The organism is Neisseria sp. 20925_1_37 (genome assembly GCF_041433255.1).
GTDB classification, from domain to species: Bacteria; Pseudomonadota; Gammaproteobacteria; order Burkholderiales; family Neisseriaceae; genus Neisseria; species Neisseria flavescens_D.
Genome location: NZ_JAPWBC010000002.1, coordinates 89,285 through 109,915, shown reverse-complemented (window position 1 = coordinate 109,915; position 20,631 = coordinate 89,285). Strand labels below are relative to the sequence as shown.

At 47.9% G+C, this 20,631-nt stretch carries 24 protein-coding genes and 2 tRNA genes; 4 read left to right on the top strand and 22 right to left on the bottom strand.

Annotated elements, in window-relative coordinates; translation table 11 throughout:
* Positions 1-15 precede the first annotated feature (15 nt).
* The 5 genes from O3661_RS02025 to O3661_RS02005 all read right to left on the bottom strand — a co-directional run bounded on the left by O3661_RS02025 (position 16) and on the right by O3661_RS02005 (position 3,098).
* On the bottom strand, positions 16-966 hold the full coding sequence (locus tag O3661_RS02025) for a DUF4424 family protein (protein ID WP_371492130.1): 951 nt from the start codon (positions 964-966) through the stop codon (positions 16-18).
* Between the two features lie 68 nt (positions 967-1,034).
* The gene (gene panC / locus O3661_RS02020; RefSeq protein ID WP_371492129.1) at positions 1,035-1,871 is read right to left on the bottom strand and encodes a pantoate--beta-alanine ligase; all 837 of its coding nucleotides are present in this window, start codon (positions 1,869-1,871) and stop codon (positions 1,035-1,037) included.
* A gap of 119 nt (positions 1,872-1,990) precedes the next feature.
* The gene (gene panB, locus O3661_RS02015) at positions 1,991-2,782 is read right to left on the bottom strand and encodes a 3-methyl-2-oxobutanoate hydroxymethyltransferase (RefSeq protein ID WP_049333454.1); all 792 of its coding nucleotides are present in this window, start codon (positions 2,780-2,782) and stop codon (positions 1,991-1,993) included.
* A 128-nt stretch (positions 2,783-2,910) separates the two neighbouring features.
* Positions 2,911-2,986 (bottom strand) — tRNA-Thr (locus O3661_RS02010).
* 36 nt (positions 2,987-3,022) lie between these two features.
* A tRNA-Thr gene (locus tag O3661_RS02005) sits at positions 3,023-3,098 on the bottom strand.
* A gap of 216 nt (positions 3,099-3,314) precedes the next feature.
* On the opposite strand from O3661_RS02005, the gene O3661_RS02000 reads away from it, so the two are divergent.
* Both O3661_RS02000 and O3661_RS01995 read left to right on the top strand, forming a co-directional pair.
* Positions 3,315-4,109: a polyamine aminopropyltransferase gene (locus O3661_RS02000; RefSeq protein WP_371492128.1), complete on the top strand. Its 795-nt coding sequence runs from the start codon at positions 3,315-3,317 to the stop codon at positions 4,107-4,109.
* A gap of 39 nt (positions 4,110-4,148) precedes the next feature.
* Complete coding sequence (locus tag O3661_RS01995; RefSeq protein ID WP_371492127.1) at positions 4,149-4,787, top strand: alpha/beta hydrolase; 639 nt, start codon at positions 4,149-4,151, stop codon at positions 4,785-4,787.
* A gap of 128 nt (positions 4,788-4,915) precedes the next feature.
* On the opposite strand, the gene O3661_RS01990 is transcribed toward O3661_RS01995, so the two are convergent.
* The 3 genes from O3661_RS01990 to folB form a co-directional block, all read right to left on the bottom strand.
* Positions 4,916-5,452: an NUDIX hydrolase gene (locus tag O3661_RS01990; RefSeq protein ID WP_070646807.1), complete on the bottom strand. Its 537-nt coding sequence runs from the start codon at positions 5,450-5,452 to the stop codon at positions 4,916-4,918.
* Positions 5,453-5,537: 85 nt separating this feature from the next.
* Positions 5,538-6,185 (bottom strand): nuclease-related domain-containing protein, encoded by a 648-nt coding sequence (locus O3661_RS01985; protein WP_314513268.1) that lies wholly within the window; start codon positions 6,183-6,185, stop codon positions 5,538-5,540.
* Between the two features lie 45 nt (positions 6,186-6,230).
* Positions 6,231-6,581, bottom strand: a complete 351-nt coding sequence (gene folB, locus O3661_RS01980) for a dihydroneopterin aldolase (RefSeq protein ID WP_371492126.1) — start codon at positions 6,579-6,581, stop codon at positions 6,231-6,233.
* A gap of 57 nt (positions 6,582-6,638) precedes the next feature.
* On the opposite strand from folB, the gene plsY reads away from it, so the two are divergent.
* Positions 6,639-7,250, top strand: coding sequence for a glycerol-3-phosphate 1-O-acyltransferase PlsY (plsY, locus tag O3661_RS01975; protein ID WP_070459903.1), 612 nt, complete (start codon positions 6,639-6,641; stop codon positions 7,248-7,250).
* A gap of 79 nt (positions 7,251-7,329) precedes the next feature.
* On the opposite strand, the gene greB is transcribed toward plsY, so the two are convergent.
* The 12 genes from greB to O3661_RS01915 all read right to left on the bottom strand — a co-directional run bounded on the left by greB (position 7,330) and on the right by O3661_RS01915 (position 16,560).
* Positions 7,330-7,821 carry a transcription elongation factor GreB gene (gene greB / locus O3661_RS01970; protein WP_371492125.1) on the bottom strand — a complete coding sequence of 164 codons (492 nt, stop codon included), beginning with the start codon at positions 7,819-7,821 and terminating at the stop codon, positions 7,330-7,332.
* Positions 7,822-7,895: 74 nt separating this feature from the next.
* On the bottom strand, positions 7,896-9,440 hold the full coding sequence (gene purF, locus O3661_RS01965; RefSeq protein ID WP_371492124.1) for an amidophosphoribosyltransferase: 1,545 nt from the start codon (positions 9,438-9,440) through the stop codon (positions 7,896-7,898).
* Between the two features lie 152 nt (positions 9,441-9,592).
* Complete coding sequence (locus O3661_RS01960; RefSeq protein ID WP_371492123.1) at positions 9,593-10,126, bottom strand: CvpA family protein; 534 nt, start codon at positions 10,124-10,126, stop codon at positions 9,593-9,595.
* Positions 10,119-11,264, bottom strand: a complete 1,146-nt coding sequence (gene ftsN / locus O3661_RS01955; RefSeq protein ID WP_371492122.1) for a cell division protein FtsN — start codon at positions 11,262-11,264, stop codon at positions 10,119-10,121. Before ftsN ends, O3661_RS01960 begins: the two co-directional genes overlap by 8 nt.
* Before the next feature lie 13 nt (positions 11,265-11,277).
* A complete protein-coding gene (gene folC / locus O3661_RS01950) occupies positions 11,278-12,561 on the bottom strand; it encodes a bifunctional tetrahydrofolate synthase/dihydrofolate synthase (RefSeq protein WP_371492121.1) in 1,284 nt (427 codons plus the stop codon).
* Between the two features lie 38 nt (positions 12,562-12,599).
* Positions 12,600-13,052 (bottom strand): protein YgfX, encoded by a 453-nt coding sequence (locus O3661_RS01945; RefSeq protein ID WP_371492120.1) that lies wholly within the window; start codon positions 13,050-13,052, stop codon positions 12,600-12,602.
* A 4-nt stretch (positions 13,053-13,056) separates the two neighbouring features.
* Positions 13,057-13,416 (bottom strand): hypothetical protein, encoded by a 360-nt coding sequence (locus O3661_RS01940; protein WP_003747228.1) that lies wholly within the window; start codon positions 13,414-13,416, stop codon positions 13,057-13,059.
* 63 nt (positions 13,417-13,479) lie between these two features.
* Positions 13,480-14,208 carry an amino acid ABC transporter ATP-binding protein gene (locus tag O3661_RS01935; RefSeq protein ID WP_003747231.1) on the bottom strand — a complete coding sequence of 243 codons (729 nt, stop codon included), beginning with the start codon at positions 14,206-14,208 and terminating at the stop codon, positions 13,480-13,482.
* A complete protein-coding gene (locus O3661_RS01930; RefSeq protein ID WP_371492119.1) occupies positions 14,208-14,531 on the bottom strand; it encodes a hypothetical protein in 324 nt (107 codons plus the stop codon). The genes O3661_RS01935 and O3661_RS01930 overlap by 1 nt, the downstream gene beginning before the upstream one ends.
* A 7-nt stretch (positions 14,532-14,538) precedes the next feature.
* On the bottom strand, positions 14,539-15,318 hold the full coding sequence (gene rsmA / locus O3661_RS01925) for a 16S rRNA (adenine(1518)-N(6)/adenine(1519)-N(6))-dimethyltransferase RsmA (RefSeq protein ID WP_371492118.1): 780 nt from the start codon (positions 15,316-15,318) through the stop codon (positions 14,539-14,541).
* A gap of 88 nt (positions 15,319-15,406) precedes the next feature.
* Entirely contained in the window at positions 15,407-16,006 is a 600-nt protein-coding gene (locus tag O3661_RS01920; protein WP_371492117.1) for a nucleoside triphosphate pyrophosphatase, read from the bottom strand.
* Positions 16,007-16,020: 14 nt separating this feature from the next.
* Complete coding sequence (locus O3661_RS01915) at positions 16,021-16,560, bottom strand: gamma carbonic anhydrase family protein (protein ID WP_254323060.1); 540 nt, start codon at positions 16,558-16,560, stop codon at positions 16,021-16,023.
* Positions 16,561-16,798: 238 nt separating this feature from the next.
* Between O3661_RS01915 and O3661_RS01910 the strand changes: the two genes are divergently transcribed.
* Entirely contained in the window at positions 16,799-17,677 is an 879-nt protein-coding gene (locus O3661_RS01910; protein ID WP_371492116.1) for a DMT family transporter, read from the top strand.
* 53 nt (positions 17,678-17,730) lie between these two features.
* Here O3661_RS01910 and lepB read toward each other — a convergent pair whose 3' ends face one another.
* Together lepB and lepA are read right to left on the bottom strand one after the other, a co-directional pair.
* The gene (gene lepB / locus O3661_RS01905; protein ID WP_371492115.1) at positions 17,731-18,750 is read right to left on the bottom strand and encodes a signal peptidase I; all 1,020 of its coding nucleotides are present in this window, start codon (positions 18,748-18,750) and stop codon (positions 17,731-17,733) included.
* The gene (gene lepA, locus O3661_RS01900; protein ID WP_070504767.1) at positions 18,750-20,543 is read right to left on the bottom strand and encodes a translation elongation factor 4; all 1,794 of its coding nucleotides are present in this window, start codon (positions 20,541-20,543) and stop codon (positions 18,750-18,752) included. The genes lepB and lepA overlap by 1 nt, the downstream gene beginning before the upstream one ends.
* Positions 20,544-20,631 lie beyond the last annotated feature (88 nt).

Here is a 20,631-nt window from a genome sequence, read left to right as displayed (position 1 = left end):
ATATACCGAATAAGATTAGTCATAAACGAAAATAATGTCTAAGTCTTTCTTCGGCAGGAAATTTTCTTTGACTGCTTGGAAGCGGTTCGGCCCTACTTTGCGCAAGGATTTGTCCCAGCAGAGTGACAACACAGTATTGGGCTCGCGGTCTATGGTCAAAGTGAATTTACCGATAGGTTTTGCCCAGTTGGCACCTGTGGTCAGGACATAGCCCAAATGGTGATAGACCTTCGTAGCTTCTTTCACATTTTTAAAGCCTTTAAGGAAGTTTTCATCCATACAGTACTCATCTATGAATGCTTTGCTGTCTTTGGCTTTGAGCGAAGGCAGGAAGCTGCCGCCAACCAACGGGGTGTATTGGTGTTTGATTTCGGTTACAGCGTTGGCTTTAAAGGTTTGCTTCCAGCTGTAAATAATCTGCGCCGACCAATACGTCCAGCCCATCATGTTCAATTCGCTGGCTGGAAGCAAGGATTTGATTTTAGGCGAGCTGCAAGTACGAATTTTCTTATTGAGCTTTTCGATATCTTTGTTTTGCGTCCAAGGGTGCATCAACTCCTGATCGCTCAAACCGCATTTTTTCAAGTCGGCGGTTACATCCACCAACGTTCCGTTACTACGTTCGAAATAGGCACGGACGTGGGCTTGCGGGCGGACAGGTTTGCCGTCGGCGTAAATGCGGAAGCTGTTAACCAAGCCCTTGGTGTCGGCAAAGTCGGAAACTGTGGCCGCAGGAACGATGGGCAAAGGAAAAAGAACAGTTTCAGTAATGTCTTGTGAGGAGGTGTTTTTAAACTTGTAATGTACGCGGATTTGCTTTTCGCTGATGTGCAAATCTTCGCTCTGCATATCGATATGCGGATTTTTCAGATATTTGATGCCGCTTGTACTGACCGTACCCATACTGTCATTGGCATGAGCGGCTCCAGCCAGCAGAAAAAGCAAGATTAAAGCTTTTTGTTTCATGATTTAACCCCTTTGAAACAGGCCGTCTGAAAAACAGGTTTCAGACGGCCTTTAACAGCAGCTTGGTTTTAAGCCAAAGCTACTTCCAAATTATCAATCAGGCGCGTGGTACCCAAACGGGCCGCGGCAAGCACCACCAATTCTTTATCGCCGACATGAGCCACTGCCAAGCTGTGTGCATGGCGGATTTCAACGTAATCAACCACCCAGCCGGCATCGGTCAAACGGCGGATACATTCAGCCTCAAGCTGGGCGTAATTAAGATTGCCGTTGTTCAGGGCGGCGGCAATATTTTGCAACTCTTGATAGAGGCGGGGCGCTTCTGCACGCTCTGCTTCGCTCAAATATTGGTTGCGGCTGGAAAGTGCCAAGCCGTCTGAAGCGCGACCGGTGTCGACGGGGACGATTCCGATATTGAAGTTCAAGTCTTCGACAAAGCCTTTAATAATCGCCAGCTGCTGATAGTCTTTTTTGCCGAAACAGGCAGTATCGGGTTGAACAATGTTGAACAACTTGGTCACAACGGTCGCAACGCCGCGGAAATGTCCCGGACGGAATTTGCCGCACAATTCGTTTTGCAGGTGCGGAGGCTCGACATTGAAACGCTGTTCCACATTCGGATACAGCTCTTTTTCATCAGGCGCAAACACGACGGCAACGCCCTCGCCTGTCAATTTGTCGGCATCTTGTTGCAAAGTGCGCGGATATTTGTCGAAATCTTCGCCTTGTCCGAATTGCAGGCGGTTGACAAAAATACTGACTACAACGTTATCGGCACGTTTTTTTGCTTCGCGCACCAGCGCAAGATGGCCCTCGTGCAGATTGCCCATGGTCGGTACAAATGCCACTTTTCCGGCAGTTTTGCGCCACTCGCGCAATTCTTTAATCGTATGAATGATTTGCATGGTTTGAAAAATCCTTTATCTTTTCCGCCGTTTTATCAACGGAAATCACGCGCCGATTATACGCTTTTATTCATTAAAAAGGCCGTCTGAAATAAGTTTCAGACGGCCTGGTTTTTATTTTATCCGGCAAACGTATGTTCGACAGATGGGAACGTTTTTGCTTTGACTTCGTCCACATAGGCTTTGACCGCAGCCTGAACGCTGTCTTTACCCTGCATAAAGTTTTTCACGAATTTGGCGGTTTTACCTGGGAAAATGCCGAGCATATCGTGCATCACCAAAACCTGGCCGTCGCAATCCACGCCTGCGCCAATACCGATGGTCGGGCAAGAAACTGTCTCGGTTACTTTTTTCGCCAACTCTGCAGGAACGCATTCCATCAATACGATTGCCGCACCTGCCGCATCATGCGCTTTAGCGTCGTTGAGCAACGCTTCCGCCTTGTCACCGCGGCCTTGAACTTTATAGCCGCCGAATGCAAACACGGATTGCGGGGTCAGGCCGATGTGGGCGCAAACAGGAATACCGCGCATTTGCAGAAATTCAGTGGTCTCCGCCATCCAGACACCGCCTTCGAGCTTGACCATATGCGCGCCGGCCGCCATCAACTCTGCCGCCGCCGCAAATGCCTGCTCTTTGCTCTGCTGATACGCGCCAAATGGCAAGTCGCTGACAATCATGGCATTTTTAGTACCGCGAGCCACGCATTCAGTGTGGTAGCACATATCCTGCAAGCTCACCGGCAAAGTGGACTGACGACCTTGCACCGCCATACCCAAAGAATCGCCGACCAGCAATACATCTACGCCGGCATTGTCCATCAGAGCGGCAAAGCTGGATTCATAAGCGGTCAGCATGGCGATTTTCTCGCCCTCTGCTTTCATTTTTTGCAAAGTGTTTACGGTAATCATGGTGTTTTGTGTGTTCCGCCCGACGGGCAGCCCTTTGTTGTAATGGAAACGCGGTATTATAAGGTCTGCTTTTAAAATATCAAAGCATAAGCAAAAAGCCCGACTGCTTTCACAATCGGGCTTTTAATTGGTGCCGGCACCAAGAGTCGAACTCGGGACCCCCTGATTACAAGTCAGGTGCTCTACCAACTGAGCTATACCGGCTTACTGAAATGCCTTGCGGCACCATCAGTCTTTAACTGGTGCCGGCACCAAGAGTCGAACTCGGGACCCCCTGATTACAAGTCAGGTGCTCTACCAACTGAGCTATACCGGCAAGGAAGTCGGCATTATGCCGATAAGTTCCTATCTTGGCAAGCATTTTAAAACAAAGTTACTCACGAAATTATAAAAACCAATGATTTTAAAGAAAATTAAATACACGCCTTATCTTTCCATCCAACACACTCAAAGGCCGTCTGAAAACCGCCCCAGCGCAAAACATCATTGTTTCTGTTAAAATAACGCCTTTTATATCTTTCCATCTGCACCCATGCCACCCCGCCATCCTTACCGCCGCCTGCGCCCAGCCAAATCCCATCTGCCCGAAGTCGGCATTTCCGAAGAAGGCAATATCCGTTCCCTGCACTTGGGCAGCGACACCATTCAAAGCTCTATGAATGTCGATCATCCGTCCGAGCTGGTGTTGTCGTACAGCCGCGCCATGATGGGTTGGCTGCTGTTTGCAGAAACCCCGCCCAAACACATCACCCAAATCGGCTTGGGCGGCGGCTCGTTTGCCCGTTGGATAGACAGCTATCTGCCCCATACCAAGCAAACCGCCATTGACATCAATCCGCAAGTCATCGCCGTGGCGCGCAGCCTGTTTGAATTGCCGCACGAAGGTGAAAATTTTGAAATTATCGAGGCAGATGGCGCGGAATATATTAAAGTGTTCCGCCACAATACCGATGTGATTTTGGTAGATGGTTTTGACGGCGAACAGATTATCGATGCTTTGGTGGAAGAACCCTTCTTCCAAGACTGCCGCAATGCTCTCTCCCCCGACGGCGTATTTGTTACCAACTGGTGGAGCGGCGATCAGCGTTATCAACGCTTTGTCGAACGCCTGCTCAACGTCTTTGACGGCCGCGTGCTCGAGCTGCCTGCTGAGAACCACGGCAACGTAGCGGTCATGGCATTCCAAAGCAGCCCTAAAGAACAAAATCTCGACAACCTGAAAAAACGCGCCGAAAAATTAAGCGAAAAATACGGCTTGGACTTCAAACGGATGCTTGCTGATTTGAAAGCCAACAATCAAAACAACGGCAAGAATTTTTATCTGTAAACCGTTTTAGGCCGTCTGAAAATAAACAAGGACACACTTATGCTCAAACCCGACATCATTCAAATCCCCGGCCCGGCCGGTTTGCTGGAAACCATCTACCTGCCAAGCACACAAGAGTCCGCCCGCGGCGTCGCCGTCATCAACCACCCCAATCCCCTGCAAGGCGGCACCAATACCAACAAAGTCATCCAAACCGCCGCCAAAGCCCTCAGCCAACTCGGTTTTCATTGCTACCTGCCCAATTTGCGCGGCGTAGGCAATAGCGAAGGCGAACACGATTACGGCCGCGGCGAAACGCAAGACTGTATTGCCGTTATCGACTACGCCCGCGCACAACATCCAGACGCACCGCAATTCGCCCTGGCTGGCTTCTCATTCGGTGGCTACGTTTCCACCTTTGCCGCCCAAGAACGCACGCCTGATTTGCTGTTGCTGATGGGCGCCGCCGTCCATCACTACACCGACCGCCCGGAACCATCCGACGTTCCCGATGTCGCCAAAACATTGATGATTCATGGCGCTGAAGACGAAGTCGTCGAAATCAACAAAGCCCTGACATGGGCCGAACCACAAGGCCTGCCTGTTATCACCATTGCTGGTTCGTCCCATTTCTTCCACGGCAAACTCATCGTTTTGCGCGATACAATCACACGGTTTGCACCGGCTTTATTAGGCTAAAATCCGGCTACAAAATAAAACAAGGCCGTCTGAAAGCTTTTTCAGACGGCCTTGTTTGTATAAAACCTTATTATCTAAATATCAGGCTCAAGTATTAAAAAACCATCAAGGATTGTCTGCTTAACATATCAATTCTGAGTCAACCAATACTGCAAACCAATCAAAGTCTTACCATCTTTGATTTCATCGTTTGCCAACGCATTGCGCACCTCTTCCTTGCTCATCAGGACGGTTTCTGTAATTTCATCCTCATCGTTGCTTAACTCGCTGCCCAAACGCACGCCTTGCGCTTGGTAGAGATACATTTTTTCATCACAAAAACCGACTGCAGTATAAAAGGAGTACAGCAGTTTGACGCTGTCGGCGACATATGGCGTTTCTTCCGCCAACTCACGCAAAGCGCATTCGGCAGGATCTTCATCCGCCACATCCAATTTTCCCGCCGGCAATTCCAACGTCGCCTGATCGGCGGCATAACGCCATTGGCGAACCAAAACAACTTTTCCATCTTCCGTTTCAGCCAATACACACGCAGCACCCGGATGACGGATCACAACCCGTTGGCTTTCATTGCCGTTGGGCAGGCGAACCCGATCGCGGCTGATGGTAACAAAAGAACCTTCGTAGATTGGCTCGCTGCTTAATTTAGTTTCTTTCAAATCCATTTTTTACCTCATTTCCAAATTATTAAATATTAAAGGCCGTCTGAAATTTTACAGAAATAAACTCAGAGGATGACTTTTCTAATAGTTACCGCTGATGTCGTTGTTGCAAACGCTCCGTATGTGTTCGCAGCTTTTCACTATTTGCTTGGTAGTCACTTGAAGACAATACAGCAACTATTGCCTCTACCTCATGAGGAAGCAATAAGGCCGTCTGAAAATTCTTAATATAAGCCGCCGCCTGCCTAATACGGCAAACATTGGGTGGCATTTTCGATTTCAACTCACAATCACCTAAGAAAACTACCATTGAATGAAACTTCTCCTCAGGAAATTGCAATAGTTCTGACAATGCTTTGATATGAGCATAATTCTGACGCAACGGGTTTTGAAAATAATGTTTCTGTTTATAGATAATTTGCGTCCATTTAGATTGCTTTTCACTACCAAAAATCCAACCTGTGTAATTTTTAGTTTCTATCACAAATATCCCAAAGATTGAGACATAAATATGATCAATTTGTGTCGTACCATCTCGAGATGGAATAATTAAATCGTGAAACTCAAAATAAGTTTTCTCATCTAAATTTTTTCCAATTGCAGAACGAACTGCTATTTCCCCCAGGCTTCCCTTTATTTTAGGATTTTTCAGCAGTGCTTTTAATAAAAGCAAAGGAATAATGATCAGAAAAATCCAAAATATACCTGACATACTTCCCAATATTTGTTCAATCATGACGTTTTCTTTTTTATTTAAAACTAAAATTTATATATTTATGGTTTATTCCAGAGCGCGTTCAATTTCAATACCGACCTGCGCCACATCTGGCAAGATACCCGGTTTCACAATGCGGACGCGCACTTTGGCCGCACCAAAATCATTTAAAATCAATTGGGCGATATGTTCCGCCAAAGTTTCCAGCAGTAAAAAATCCTGTTCGGCAAGGCTGCGGCGCACAACTTCGCATACTTCGCCATAATGAATGGTGTCGCTGATATCGTCGCTCGTGCCGGTACGCTCGGGAACACTGATTTCCAAATCCAAAATCAAAGTCTGTTTACGCTCGCGTTCCCAATCATATACGCCGATTAAAGTATCGGCCTTCATGCCGTACAAAAAGATTTTATCCATTTGCCTGTCCGTTTTTTTGATAGAATAACCGTTCCCATTTTAAGTAAAGCACCCAAAATGTTCAATGTACTCGCCATTATTGCCGCCTATCTTATCGGCTCCCTGTCTTTTGCCGTCATCGTATCAAAATATTACGGCATGGACGATCCGCGCACTTATGGCTCCGGCAACCCCGGTGCCACCAACGTCTTGCGCAGCGGTAAGAAAAAAGCGGCCGCACTGACCCTGCTCGGCGATGCAGTAAAAGGCTTGGTTGCCGTCATCTTGGCACGCTGTCTGCAAGATGCTTTAAATTTGTCTGATGCAACGATAGCACTGGTTGCCATCGCCGCATTGGTCGGTCATATGTGGCCAATATTTTTCAATTTTAAAGGTGGCAAAGGCGTAGCCACCGCATTAGGCGTCTTGCTCGCCCTCTCCCCCGCAACCGCCCTACTCTGCACCTTGATTTGGCTGGTCATGGCATTCGGTTTCAAAGTATCCTCCCTCGCCGCACTGGTCGCCACCGTCTGCGCACCCATCTTCGCCTTTTTCATGATGCCACATGCCTCTTGGGCATGGGCAACCGTATTCATTGCCGCATTGGTGCTGTACCGCCATAAAAGCAATATTCAAAACCTGATTCAAGGCAAAGAAAGCAAAATCGGGGATAAAGCCGGAAAATCTTAAAAGCGTAGATACATTCAAATAAAAGGCCGTCTGAAAGTATATTTTTCAGACGGCCTTAATAGTTTTTACTCACTCATAATCAGTCAATCTTAATATATTCCACCGACAGAATCTCTATAACCTCACGTCCTTCCGGTGTATCCAAGACAACTTCATCCCCTTCACGTGCTTTTATCAGGCTGCGTGCCAAAGGGGAAATCCATGAGATTTTGTTTTTAGAGGTATCAATTTCATCTACACCGACGATTTTGACGGTTTGTTCACGACCGTCTCCGCGCAATAAACCAACGGTGGCGCTGAAAAAAATCTGGTCCGTGGCTTCGCGCGCTTCTGGATCGACGACGACGGCGGCTTCCAAGCGTTTGGTTAGGAAGCGGATACGGCGGTCGATTTCGCGCATACGGCGTTTGCCGTAAAGATAGTCGCCATTTTCGCTGCGGTCTCCATTGCTTGCCGCCCAGTTAACGATTTGGACGATTTCCGGGCGTTCTTTGTTGACCAGGTGATAAAGTTCGTCTTTCAATGCCTGCCAGCCGGTAGGCGTGATGTAATTTTTGGTTTCGGTACTCATGATGTGTTTAAAACATAATTAAAGGCCGTCTGAACGTTAATTTTCAGACGGCCTTTATTGTAAGTCAATTTACTTTATTCTTCATCATCGCTATCGCTGATACTAATGCTGTGTTCCATTTTGCTTGGATGTACTTTCAAGCCGCCGCAACCTGATTTTTCGGCGGAGAGGCGGTTTAGGTATGCTTCGTCGATATCGCCGGTTTGATAAACACCGTTGAAGCATGAAGAATCAAAGGATTCGATTTTTGGATTGAGCGCTTTGACTACTGCCTCCAAGTCTTCTAAGTTTTGGAAGACGATACCGTCCGCGCCAATTTCGGCTGCGATTTCTGCCGCGCTGCGGCCGTTTGCAATCAGTTCTTCACGAGTCGGCATATCGATGCCGTACACATTCGGATAGCGCACTTCTGGAGCGGCAGAAGCGATATAGACTTTGCGTGCACCTGCCGCGCGTACCATTTCGACGATTTCACGGCTGGTCGTACCGCGTACGATGGAATCATCCACCAATAAAACGCTTTTGCCGTTAAACTCGGTTTCCATCGGGCTGAGTTTTTGGCGTACTGATTTTTTGCGTGTTGCTTGGCCGGGCATAATAAAGGTGCGGCCAATGTAGCGGTTTTTAATCAGACCTTCGCGGTAAGGTTTTTCGAGATGAACAGCAAGCTCCATCGAGCTGGGTCGGCTGGTATCAGGAATCGGCATCACGACATCGATATCATCGACAGGCAGCTCGCGTTTGATTTTTTCTGCCAAAGATACGCCCATATCCATACGGGACTGATAAACGGAAACGCCATCGATGACGGAGTCTGGGCGGGCAAAATAAACATATTCAAAAAGACAAGGGCTTAATTTGGCTTTATCGCTGCATTGACGGGAAATAATCGTGCCGTCAAAACCAATAAATACGGCTTCGCCCGGCTGGATATCGCGTTCCAAATCATAGGCAAGTGCATTAAAGGCAACGGATTCGGAGGCAACAGCATAAGATTTTTTGCCGGATTCGTCAATTTGCGAACCCAAAACCAACGGACGGATACCGAAAGGATCTCGGAAAGCCAGCATGCCGTATCCTGCAATCATGGCTACGACACCGTATGCGCCACGCACCAAGCGGTGTACTTCGGAAACGGCGTTGAAAATATTGTCGATGGTGAGTTGATAAGGGGCTGTACTTTTAGAGACTTCGCGGCGCAATTCATGCGCGAATACATTGAGTAATACTTCGGAATCGGAGCTGGTATTAACGTGGCGCAGGTGTTTGTTGCATACGTTTTCATACAGCTCTTCAGTATTGGTCAGATTACCATTGTGTGCCAAAACAATGCCGAATGGGGAGCTGACATAAAACGGCTGGGCTTCTGCGCTGCTGCCCGCATTGCCTGCAGTCGGATAGCGGACATGTGCAATGCCTGCATTACCGACCAAGTCGCGCATATTACGGGTACGGAACACTTCGCGCACCATGCCTTTTCCCTTGTGCATATGAAATATATTGCCTTCGGCGGTAACAATACCTGCTGCGTCCTGTCCACGGTGTTGCAACATCTGCAAACCATCATACAACATCTGATTGACCGGCTCATGACTAACCAAACCTAATACACCACACATATCGTGCTTCTCCGAGTTTGAAGATTAAATGGGTAAGCCGTCATTATAAAATAATTTAGATGAGTTTGCTCAGATTGTTGACAATATGATGTTAAATTTACGCAAATAAAAACGGATTCAGACGACCCATAGGCCGTCTGAATCCGTCAAACTCAATCATCCAATTCTTCTACTTCAACTGCTTTACCCGAAAGATGCGGCATTGCGGTATCTTTCCCTGGCAGATAAGGCATCGCAGCATCGGCAAGTGATTCAAAATATGGAATTGTGTGTGACCTTTGCCACTCTTCCGTTTTCGGCAAATCAGTGTGTGAAAAAACCATCACTGCCAGTGTCACCAAAATCACACCTTTCACTGCACCAAATACGCCGCCGAGCAAACGATTGATGCTTCCTAAACCAACGGCAGACATCAAACTGCTCAACAGCGATCGTGCCAGTTTCTGCAACAGCCATGCCAGAAAAAACACAGCGGCAAAACCCATCGTAACCGCCAAGGAATGCGGCTCAACCGATTTAAAGACCACATCGGCAAACGGCACGGCGAGCGTTCTGGCTGCAATAAACGATACCACCCAGGCCACCATCGCCCCTGCTTCGGCAATAATACCCCGTGTCAACGAGATAATGATGCAGATGACGATGACGGCGGCAGCCAACAAATCGGCAACAGGCAGATTACTCACTGGTCACCTGACCGGCAATGCCATGTACACGCAATTTGTTCAAATCGCGCTCTGCATCGCGTGCATTTTTATAACTGGCTGATTTCACGCGATACACCTTACCTTTATCGGTCATCACTTCAGTAATGGTCGAATCGATGCCTGCCGCTTTCATTTTACGTTGCAGGCTTTGTGCGCGTTCTTTTTCAGCATAACCTGCCTGAATAGCTGCCTTTTTCGCAGGCTTGGCTTCTGCTGTTTCTTTTTCAGCTTTAGGCTTGGCTTTTTCAGACGGCTTCTCGGCAGTTTTTACCTTATCGGCTTTTTCTGCTTTGGCCGTTTCTGGTTTAGCTTTTTCATTTTTTGGTTTTTCAACTTTGGCTTCTGCTTTCTTGGCAGGTTCGGCCTTGTCTTTTACGCTGTCTTTGCTGTTTTTGGCAGATTTACGCTCGGCAATGGCTTTCTCTGCTTTTTCCAATTGTGCCAATTTATTGCGTTCGGCAGCGGCTTCACGCTCTGCTTTTTCAGCACGCGCTTGAAGTACGCGTTTTTTAGCTGCCAATGCGTTTTCTTTCTCGGCAGTTTCCTGTTGGGCTTGTGTTTTACGGGCAGCAGCACGTTGTTCAGCCTGACGTTGGCGGCGTTCTTCGGCTCGGCGTTCGGCAGCTTCGCGTTTGGCAGCCTCGGCTCGTTGAATACGTTCGGACTCTTCCAAGCCTTTAATATTGCCGTCATCCAAAGTATCGTTGATCAAAACCAACGGCTCGCCAACATCTTCGGGAGCAGATTCACGGTTTGGCTTCAATACTTCAACCGGCGCATTGTCTTCTTCGTCGCCTGCATTTTGCGGTTTATTTGGTGCTTCGGCATCCGCATGACGGGCTGCCTCTTCAGCCATCGCAACATCCTCTTTATTCGGCTCTAGGACAACAGCCTTGCTGGGCTCATCCGCCGTTTTGACTTGAGTCTGACCGACAGGCGCTTCTTTAAACGGTGAATTTTTATCGTCGCCGGAAGTCAGCGCCAGACCGAACAGCATACCCGATGCCACTACCAAGCCGGAGGCCAAGACCAAGCGACGGCGGTTGCGACGTTTGAGTTGTTCGTAACCGTCTAAATCGTATCCGTTTGGAGTTTCTTTTTGTTTATTGTCGGACATGATAATTTCCTCGTTAGTGTTCTTTCAAAACAGCCATTACATCGGCAACAGTATGGAATGAGCCGAAAACAACGATTCTATCATTTTCGGTTGCTTTAGCCAAAGCAGCGCGGTAGGCAGCAGCGACAGTTTCAAAAACATTTACATTGTCGATGCCGTGTTCAGTCAGTTTGGCCTGCAAAGCCTCTATCGTCATGCCGCGCGGTACATCTAAAGGCGCGATGTTCCACTCGTCAAACTGATCTTTAACGATTTCCAGCACGCCATCAATATCTTTGTCGGACAACATACTGAATACAGCAGTACGTTTTTGGGCAAAGGCAAGGTTAATCAGACTGCGGCGCAAAGCACGGGCTGCGTGCGGATTGTGGCCGACATCCAAAACCACCAGCGGACGGCCGGGCAAAACTTGAAAACGTCCAGGATTCTCAACCAACAGCAAACCGCGTTTAATCGCGCCGATATCAACCGGCAATTGTTCGTTCAAACATTCCAACACAGTCAATGCACATGCGGCATTAGACAACTGATAGGCACCGCGCAAAGCAGGAAACGGCAAGGAATTGCGGTTACGGCTTTGGCCGTCTGAAGATTGCGGATGGAAGCGGTAGTTCCACTGTACGCTTTCCATTGACGCAAAATCAAAATCTCGCTGAACCATCAACAGTTTTGCGCCAATTTCTTCTGCGTGTTTGACCAATGATTCAGGCGCAGGATTCTGACCGCATACGGCAGGTTTGCCGCTACGGAACACTCCGGCTTTTTCAAAACCGACCTGCTCGACAGTATCGCCCAAAAATGCCTGATGGTCCAAATCCACGCTGGTAACAACCGAGCAGTCGCCATCGAATACGTTCACAGCATCCAATCGTCCGCCCAAACCAACTTCCAAAATCATTACGTCCACATTTTCACGCATGAAAATATCGACGGCCGCCAAAGCATTAAACTCAAAATACGTCAGCGAAATTTCGCCGCGCGCCGCTTCGATACGCTCAAATGAGGAAACAATCAATTCATCTGAAACCGGCTGAGTGTTGATGGCGATTCGTTCGTTGTAACGCAGAAGATGAGGACTGGTCAGCGTACCGACTTTAAAACCGGCTTCTTTATAAATATGCGACAAATAAGCGCATACAGAGCCTTTGCCATTGGTACCCGCTACCACGACGACAGGGCATTGCGGCACCAAATTCATGCGTTTTTTCACTTCTCCCACGCGTTCCAAGCCCATATCGATAAGGCCGGAACTATGGGCAGTCTCCAAATGAGAAAGCCAGTCTTGTAATGTTTTCATTGTATTTATCGCTTCAAAAGGCCGTCTGAAACAGCCGTTTAATCCATATCTGCCGCAAGTTCTGCTTTGTCTTCTTTTTCACGGCACCAGCGCGCCCACACTTTCAGACGGCGGTATGCATCACGGTCGGCCATATCGGGCAAGATGCAGTGTTTGACTATTTTTCCGTCAACATTCCATTGCAAAAACAAAGCATAAACCGTCAACATACTGCTGTCTTGCAAAACCGCGCTTCTACCCTCTTCTTCGCCATTCAAGTAAACCGTCGCACGGTATTGGCGGTCGATGATAATTTTTCTGACCGCATTTTGAGTCTGAAAATTAACGCTGCGCCAAGCATAGGCAAAACTGCCGGCCAACGCCGCCAAACCCAGCCACATCATCCAGCCGTAAAACTCGGCAAGGCATAAGGCCAACGCCGAAAGGTGTAAGAAGACAATCAGAATTTTCAAAGAACGCGAAGGCTTTAAGGCCGTCTGAAAACTTCTCACGGCTTTACATCATATTGTCGAAAACAGGCGTAATGTTCAATTCCGCCTCTTCCATATCCAAAACCATATCGTGGATTTCGGTATCGAAAAATTCCCAAAAAGCCTTCAAGCTCATGTCTTGCGGCCATTTGCTTTTATCGATATCCCAGCCTGCCAATTCAGCTTCAAAAATCTGCTGGTAGCGTTCGTCAAAATAAGAAATGACGGACTCGGGTTCGTCAAATTGCGGCACAAGGAATACAGAACAGTTGGTGCGCAGTTGCTCGACAGTTAGGTCGGGCATATTTTCATCGGCGGATTTCAGCCATTCCAAAAAACGGGCAGTCGGCTTCAGCACAACAGCAGTACGGTCAACAAAATACATTATTTTCAACTTTCAAAATCATTCAAACCGATCATGCCGTCTGAAATTTCAGACGGCCCGAGTTTAATGTGTCATCACCTGTTGCAGGAATTGTTTGGCACGCTCATGTTTCGGATTGGTAAAAAATTCTTCCGGCGTTTCGTCTTCCAAAATCTGGCCTTTATCGACAAAAATCACACGGTCGGCGACTTCGCGCGCAAAACCCATTTCATGGGTTACACACATCATGGTCATGCCGCTTTCCGCCAAGTCTTTCATCACTTTCAATACTTCGCCGACCATTTCAGGGTCAAGCGCGGAAGTCGGCTCGTCAAACAACATCACGCGCGGCTCCATCGCCAAACCGCGTGCAATCGCGACACGCTGCTGTTGACCGCCGGAAAGCTGACCGGGCAGCGCGTCTTTTTTATGCGCCAAGCCGACGCGTTCCAAAAGCTCCATCGCTTTCTTTTCTGCTTCTTCACGGCTTTGGTTTTTCACTTTCATCGGAGAAAGAATAATATTTTCCAAGACAGTCAAATGCGGATACAGATTGAACCCTTGGAACACAAAGCCCACTTCTTCGCGCACTTTGTTCAAATCAGTTTTCGGATCAGCAACATTGATGCCGTCCACCCAAATCTCGCCGCTTTCAATGCGCTCGAGTTGGTTTACCGTACGAATCAGCGTCGATTTGCCACTGCCTGAAGGACCGCATACAACGACCACTTCGCCTTGTTTGACTTCCAGATTCACGCCGTTGATAACGTGCAAATCTTTAAAATGTTTGTGTACATTTTTGAATTTAATCATTATTTCTTTCCAAACTGCCAAAATTTTCGGGGCTTGAGTTGCGTTTGCTGCTGCCAAAGCAAAGGAATGACAGTTTCCAGCCAAAAGCGGCAACTGACTATGCCGCCGGAGATTCCGCCTTGATTGTACCGATTGACTTTAAATTGCTCTTCCCTATCGAGACGATGTCCAGTCAATACCCAAACTGCGCCGATAATTGCCGCTTCAAAACGGTGCCGCTCAGGCGGCATGTCTTTATTGGAAAAATACTGCGCCAACTCGCGCCACAAATATGAATCACCCAGAAACCCCCATTGAATAGGAGGTTGCTTAAAAATTTCCATCACTGTTTCAGACGGCCTTTTGAACCAGATAATTGCTCAATTCCACATATTTCTCAGCGGCAATATGTTCTGCCCTATCCTGCGGATTAATGCCGACTGCCTGCAAATCATCATCGCCGGCAAGTTCCTTCAAATTATTGCGTATGGTTTTGCGGCGTTGATGGAAAGCCAGTTTCACCAGTTTGGCAAAATGTTCAAAATCTTCCGCTTTACCGATGCGATATTTCACCGGAATCATGCGCACGACGGCCGAATCTACTTTCGGCGCAGGATCAAAGGATTCAGGCGGTACTTCAATCAACATTTCCATATCGAAGAAATATTGCAGCATTACGCCCAGACGGCCATAGTCGTTGGTTTTCGGCTGCGCCACCATGCGTTCGACCACTTCTTTCTGTAGCATAAAGTGCATATCAATCACATCGTCTGCCACTTCGCTCAATCGGAACAAAAGTGGCGTGGAAATATTGTACGGCAGGTTGCCGACAATTTTTTTCTTGCCTTCAATGCTGTTGAAATCAAACTGCAATACATCGCCTTCGTGTATCACCAATTTATCTGCGAACGGTAAGGTTTTCAGACGGCGTACGATGTCGCGGTCGATTTCGCAGACATGCAGGCAGTTGAGTTTTTTCGCCAAAGGCTCGGTAATGGCTGCCAAGCCCGGGCCGATTTCAATCACGATATCATCGGGCTGCGGTCTGACCGCGTTGACAATATTGCTAATAATCCGTGTATCCTGCAAAAAATTCTGCCCGAAGCGTTTCCGGGCCTTATGTTCTTTCATATCTTTCTTCAAGCAAGCTGTTTAAGGCAGTATTGTAACTGAAACAGGCGTTTTTGTCGGCACGCTTTCAGACGGCATTTGCCTAATTTTAAGCAAACGGCGGCGCTTCCAAACCCAAAGATTTCAGTAGTTGCGCGGTCTCATAAACCGGCAAACCCATCACGCCCGTAAAACTGCCCTGCAAATGCTCGACAAATACACCACCCAAGCCCTGAATCCCATACGCACCGGCTTTATCCATCGGCTCGCCGCTGGCAACATAGGCTGCGACTTCCTCAGCCGTCAACGTCTTAAAGCGCACTTCGCTCGTCTGCACCACATCATGGCGCACGCCTTGCCAGTAAACGCATACAGCCGTCAGCACTTTATGCGCCCGTCCGGACAAGCGTTCCAGCATATCGACCGCATCCACCTCGGACTCCGGTTTACCCAAAATAGCCGCACCATCCGCCACCGTCGTATCCGCCGTCAATACAGCAAACTCAGGCTCTTGATCATGAGCAGCAAACCATTGCGCCACCGCCGCCTGATTTTTCTCGCAGGCCATACGGCGCACATACTCTACCGCAGCTTCGCCTTCTTTTGGGGTTTCATCAATATCCGCTGGGAGGCGGTGTACCGTGAAACCCAAATTCTCCAAAATCTCACGACGGCGCGGACTGCCCGAAGCCAGATAAATTGCGTTCATTGTATTGGTTTTCCTTATTTTGAAATTTTATGCTGTCCGGACAGGCGAACATAATGCGCAGAGGAATACGTCAAAAATGCCTTTTCCTCATCCGTCAGCGGACGCACTTGTCTCACAGGCGAACCGACGTATAAAAAACCGCTTTCCAAACGCTTGCGCGGCGGCACCAAACTGCCCGCGCCTATCATCACATCATCTTCGACAACCGTATCGTCCAAAATAATTGAACCCATGCCCACCAAAACACGATTTCCAATTCGGCAGCCATGCAGCATGACCTTATGCCCAATCGTCACATCATCGCCGATAATCAGGGGCGAACCGTCAGGCTTCGCCGCATTCTTATGCGACACATGCAAAACGCTGCCATCCTGCACATTGCTGCGCTTACCGATAGAGATACTGTTCACATCGCCGCGCAATACAGCATAAGGCCAAATCGATACATCTTCCGCCAGCGACACTTCGCCAATCACTACCGAAGTCTCATCTACAAAACAAGACTCATCAACCGACGGCACATAATCCAAAAACGCACGAATAGGGTTTGCCATTTCCAATAATCCTTTTCTCAAAACCAAAACTGATCAGGCCGTCTGAAAACACGGCGTAAAACGATTTTATACTACAACAATACGAAATCAAGCCAGAAAATCATCAAACGGCCGTCTGAAACAGTTTTCAGACGGCCTTTCATCATAAACCCTTTATCTTGGCTTACCACTATTTATCATTAACGCCTCATCTGTCTTTTATGGAATAATCGTCTTCATTTAATTCTTGGAGAAGCCGATGAACACACGTTCAGGAAATTATGCAGCGCCCCTGCTAGTCGTCGGCTGCGTCGTCTTCGGCTTGGGCAGTTTGATCGTCAAATTTGTCGATGTCGGCTCTTACGCCATCGCATTCTGGCGCTTGCTGATCGCCGCCCCTATATTCTTCCTGCTCGGGCGTTTTTTCAGACAAAAAATGCCCACGAAAAGAAAAACAGTTGGCTACGCAGTCTTATCCGGCGTTTTCCTCGCATTCGACCTCGCTCTGTGGCATGAAAGCATTCACGCCGTAGGCCCCGGCATTTCCACCTTGCTCAACAGCCTGCAGATTTTCTTTTTAGCCGCCATCGGCTTCTTCTTTTATTCGGAACGTCTAAGCGCCCTGCAAATTTTAAGTTTGATATTGGCTACCATAGGCGTAGCCTTAATCGGCAGCCCAGAATTCGGTCATAACAACAATGCCGCATGGGGATTTGTCAGCGGCGTAGTGTCCGGTGCTATGCTGGCCCTGTCTATGGTTTTCGTACGCAAAACCCATGAACAGGAAAAAGTCGGTTTGTTTCCACTGATGATGATTTTAAGCTTTGGCGGCGCAATGGCGCTGGTCATCCCATCTCTGCTATTCGATGCCGCCCATCTTTACCCCAAAACTTTAAACGATGTGATTCTAGTCTCCATCTACGGCATCGTTATGCAATGCTTTGCTTGGGCATTGATTGCTTACACCATCCCGCTTTTATCCTTGTCACTGACCGGCCTACTACTGCTCTCCGAACCAGTTGCCGCCATGTTGATCGATTATTTCTGGCTAGATAAACCGATTAACGCCGTCCAATGGAGCGGCGCTACTTTGACTTTATTGGCGATTTATTTAGGTTCGTTAAAAGACAAAAAATAGATACCAAAAAGGCCGTCTGAAAAATTTCAGACGGCCTTTTCATCTGTTATTGCTTATTTAATACTGGTACCGATACGGCTGAGTTCGCCAAAGTTCATCCAAACAAAGAAGGCTTTACCGACAATCAACTTGTCATCGACAAATCCCCAGTAACGAGAATCGGCGCTGTTGTCGCGGTTGTCGCCCATCGCGAAATAACGGCCTTCGGGAACTTTACAGATAAAACCATTGCCGTCTTCTGCGTATTCGCAATTTTCCAAACCGCTTGTTTCAAGCGAGTAATTGCTTTCAGGCATTACTTCGGAAGTATATTTGTTCAATACAGCAATGGATACGGAAGGCTGACCGGCCTCTTTGACAACGTCAAAGTTTTTGCCGTTTAAGGCCGTCTGAAAACGCTCAAGCGTATGAATCATAGACGGATCGGTATCATCTGCGTATTGATAATTACCGTTGGGTTTTTCGGGAATAATTTCACCGTTAACAGTCAAAACCTTATCACGGTATTCCACAACGTCGCCCGGAATACCAACGATACGTTTGATGTAATTCATCTCTGGCTGAAGCGGATAATTGAACACCACGACATCGCCTCGGGCAATGTTGCCGACTGGGATAACGACCTTATTCAAAATCGGCAGGCGGATACCGTAAGAGAATTTGTTCACCAAGATAAAATCGCCTTTGACCAAGCCTGGACGCATGGAACTGGACGGAATTTGGAACGGCTCAGCAATAAAGCTGCGCAATACAAAGATAACCAAGATGATGGGAAAAAAGCCGCCCATGTAGTCGGTAAAATGTGCATTGTCTTCGCCGGTTTCACTTTTTTTCAGACGGCCTTTATGGATTGCCCAAACAATACCGGTGAACACGACAAACACCAGCAATACGGCGGTAAAGCTCATAAATTCGGACAAAATACCAAATACGCCGACCATGCACAGGAGATAACTCCATTGCAGGCCGGAGCTCCATTCGCCGTTTTCCTGACGCTCTTTGCTGCTTTTGAAGTTGAGAACCAAGCCGGCCAGCAGTACAACGATTGCGCCTAAAGTCAGATTTATACTCATTATTTATCACTCACTTGCAGAATCGCCAAGAATGCGCTTTGCGGGATTTCCACATTGCCCACTTGTTTCATGCGGCGCTTACCTGCTTTTTGTTTTTCAAGAAGTTTTTTCTTACGCGTAATATCGCCGCCGTAACATTTCGCCAAAACGTTTTTACGCAGTGCTTTGACGTTTTCACGGGCGATAATCTGGCTGCCGATGGCGGCTTGGACGGCGATGTCGAACATTTGGCGCGGAATCAGTTCGCGCATTTTCGATGCCAGCTCGCGACCGCGGTGAACGGCGCTTTGACGGTGCACAATCAGGCTCAATGCATCGACTTTTTCGCCGTTGACCATAATGTCGAGCTTAATCAAATCAGACGGTTGAAACTCTTTGAAATGGTAGTCCAACGAAGCATAACCGCGTGAAGTCGATTTAAGCTTGTCAAAGAAATCCATTACGACTTCGTTCATCGGCAAATCATAAGTCAGCATGACTTGGCGGCCCATGTATTGCATATTGACCTGAACGCCGCGCTTTTGGTTACACAAAGTCATAACATTACCGACATATTCCTGCGGCACAAGAATGGTCGCAGTGATAATCGGCTCAAGAATGGTTTCGATGGTGCTGATTTCAGGCAGTTTGGACGGGTTTTCAACTTCGATTTTCTCGCCGTTTTTCAACACGACTTCATAAACCACTGTTGGCGCAGTGGTAATCAAGTCCATGTCGAACTCGCGCTCCAAACGTTCCTGAACGATTTCCAAGTGTAACAGGCCCAAGAAGCCGCAACGGAAGCCGAAGCCCAATGCTTGTGAAACCTCAGGCTCAAATTTCAACGAAGCATCGTTAAGCTGCAATTTTTCCAAAGCATCGCGCAAAGCTTCGTAATCATGGCTTTCCACAGGATAGAGGCCTGCAAATACTTGGCTTTGTACTTCTTGGAAGCCGGGCAGCGGCTCAGAGGCAGGGTTGGCAACCAAAGTAACCGTATCGCCGACCTTCGCCTGACCCAATTCTTTTACGCCGGTAATCAAAAAGCCCACTTCGCCGGCTTTGAGTTCTTGTTTTTGAACCGATTTCGGCGTGAATACACCCAGCTGCTCAACCTGCGTTTCCGCCTTAGTGCTCATAAAGCGCACTTTGTCTTTCAGCTTGATGGTGCCGTTTTTCACACGAATCAGCATAACCACGCCGACATAGTTGTCAAACCATGAATCGACAATAACCGCTTGCAACGGTGCATTTTCATCGCCGGTCGGCGCAGGGATTTTGGCAACGATTTCTTCCAAAACGTCTTCCACACCAATGCCGCTTTTGGCAGAACACTGTACCGCACCAACGGCATCAATGCCGATGATATCTTCAATTTCCTGCTCCACGCGCTCGGGTTCTGCAGCAGGCAAGTCGATTTTGTTCAAAACAGGCACAACCTCCACGCCCAAATCAATCGCGGTATAGCAGTTAGCCACGGTTTGCGCTTCTACACCTTGAGACGCATCGACCACCAAAAGCGCGCCTTCGCAGGCAGACAGCGAACGGGAGACTTCGTAAGAAAAGTCGACGTGTCCCGGAGTATCAATCAGGTTGAGCTGATACACCTGCCCGTCGCGTGCTTTATAGTTGAGCGCGGCGGTTTGCGCTTTAATGGTAATGCCGCGCTCTTTTTCGATGTCCATGGAGTCGAGCACCTGCGTACTCATTTCGCGCAAATCCAAACCGCCGCAGTATTGGATAAAACGGTCGGCAAGCGTCGATTTGCCGTGGTCGATGTGGGCAATAATGGAGAAATTCCGTATGTTTTTCATATTGTTATTAAGATAAATGCAATTAAAGGCTGAAAGGCCGTCTGAAAAAACAGGGATTCGGTTTTCAGACGGCCTTAGAATAAGGTTG

What these genes read in the sequence shown, in the direction of transcription:
- O3661_RS01935 (WP_003747231.1), bottom strand. Translation starts at nt 14,208, where the DNA reads ATGATTAAATTCAAAAATGTACACAAACATTTTAAAGATTTGCACGTT.
- ftsN (WP_371492122.1), bottom strand. Translation starts at nt 11,264, where the DNA reads ATGTCCGACAATAAACAAAAAGAAACTCCAAACGGATACGATTTAGAC.
- lepB (WP_371492115.1), bottom strand. Translation starts at nt 18,750, where the DNA reads ATGAGTATAAATCTGACTTTAGGCGCAATCGTTGTACTGCTGGCCGGC.
- lepA (WP_070504767.1), bottom strand. Translation starts at nt 20,543, where the DNA reads ATGAAAAACATACGGAATTTCTCCATTATTGCCCACATCGACCACGGC.
- rsmA (WP_371492118.1), bottom strand. Translation starts at nt 15,318, where the DNA reads ATGAAAGAACATAAGGCCCGGAAACGCTTCGGGCAGAATTTTTTGCAG.
- O3661_RS02000 (WP_371492128.1), top strand. Translation starts at nt 3,315, where the DNA reads ATGCCACCCCGCCATCCTTACCGCCGCCTGCGCCCAGCCAAATCCCAT.
- O3661_RS01985 (WP_314513268.1), bottom strand. Translation starts at nt 6,185, where the DNA reads ATGATTGAACAAATATTGGGAAGTATGTCAGGTATATTTTGGATTTTT.
- folB (WP_371492126.1), bottom strand. Translation starts at nt 6,581, where the DNA reads ATGGATAAAATCTTTTTGTACGGCATGAAGGCCGATACTTTAATCGGC.
- folC (WP_371492121.1), bottom strand. Translation starts at nt 12,561, where the DNA reads ATGAAAACATTACAAGACTGGCTTTCTCATTTGGAGACTGCCCATAGT.
- O3661_RS01995 (WP_371492127.1), top strand. Translation starts at nt 4,149, where the DNA reads ATGCTCAAACCCGACATCATTCAAATCCCCGGCCCGGCCGGTTTGCTG.
- O3661_RS01910 (WP_371492116.1), top strand. Translation starts at nt 16,799, where the DNA reads ATGAACACACGTTCAGGAAATTATGCAGCGCCCCTGCTAGTCGTCGGC.
- panC (WP_371492129.1), bottom strand. Translation starts at nt 1,871, where the DNA reads ATGCAAATCATTCATACGATTAAAGAATTGCGCGAGTGGCGCAAAACT.
- O3661_RS01990 (WP_070646807.1), bottom strand. Translation starts at nt 5,452, where the DNA reads ATGGATTTGAAAGAAACTAAATTAAGCAGCGAGCCAATCTACGAAGGT.
- panB (WP_049333454.1), bottom strand. Translation starts at nt 2,782, where the DNA reads ATGATTACCGTAAACACTTTGCAAAAAATGAAAGCAGAGGGCGAGAAA.
- O3661_RS01930 (WP_371492119.1), bottom strand. Translation starts at nt 14,531, where the DNA reads ATGGAAATTTTTAAGCAACCTCCTATTCAATGGGGGTTTCTGGGTGAT.
- O3661_RS01920 (WP_371492117.1), bottom strand. Translation starts at nt 16,006, where the DNA reads ATGAACGCAATTTATCTGGCTTCGGGCAGTCCGCGCCGTCGTGAGATT.
- plsY (WP_070459903.1), top strand. Translation starts at nt 6,639, where the DNA reads ATGTTCAATGTACTCGCCATTATTGCCGCCTATCTTATCGGCTCCCTG.
- O3661_RS01940 (WP_003747228.1), bottom strand. Translation starts at nt 13,416, where the DNA reads ATGTATTTTGTTGACCGTACTGCTGTTGTGCTGAAGCCGACTGCCCGT.
- O3661_RS01915 (WP_254323060.1), bottom strand. Translation starts at nt 16,560, where the DNA reads ATGGCAAACCCTATTCGTGCGTTTTTGGATTATGTGCCGTCGGTTGAT.
- O3661_RS02025 (WP_371492130.1), bottom strand. Translation starts at nt 966, where the DNA reads ATGAAACAAAAAGCTTTAATCTTGCTTTTTCTGCTGGCTGGAGCCGCT.
- purF (WP_371492124.1), bottom strand. Translation starts at nt 9,440, where the DNA reads ATGTGTGGTGTATTAGGTTTGGTTAGTCATGAGCCGGTCAATCAGATG.
- greB (WP_371492125.1), bottom strand. Translation starts at nt 7,821, where the DNA reads ATGAGTACCGAAACCAAAAATTACATCACGCCTACCGGCTGGCAGGCA.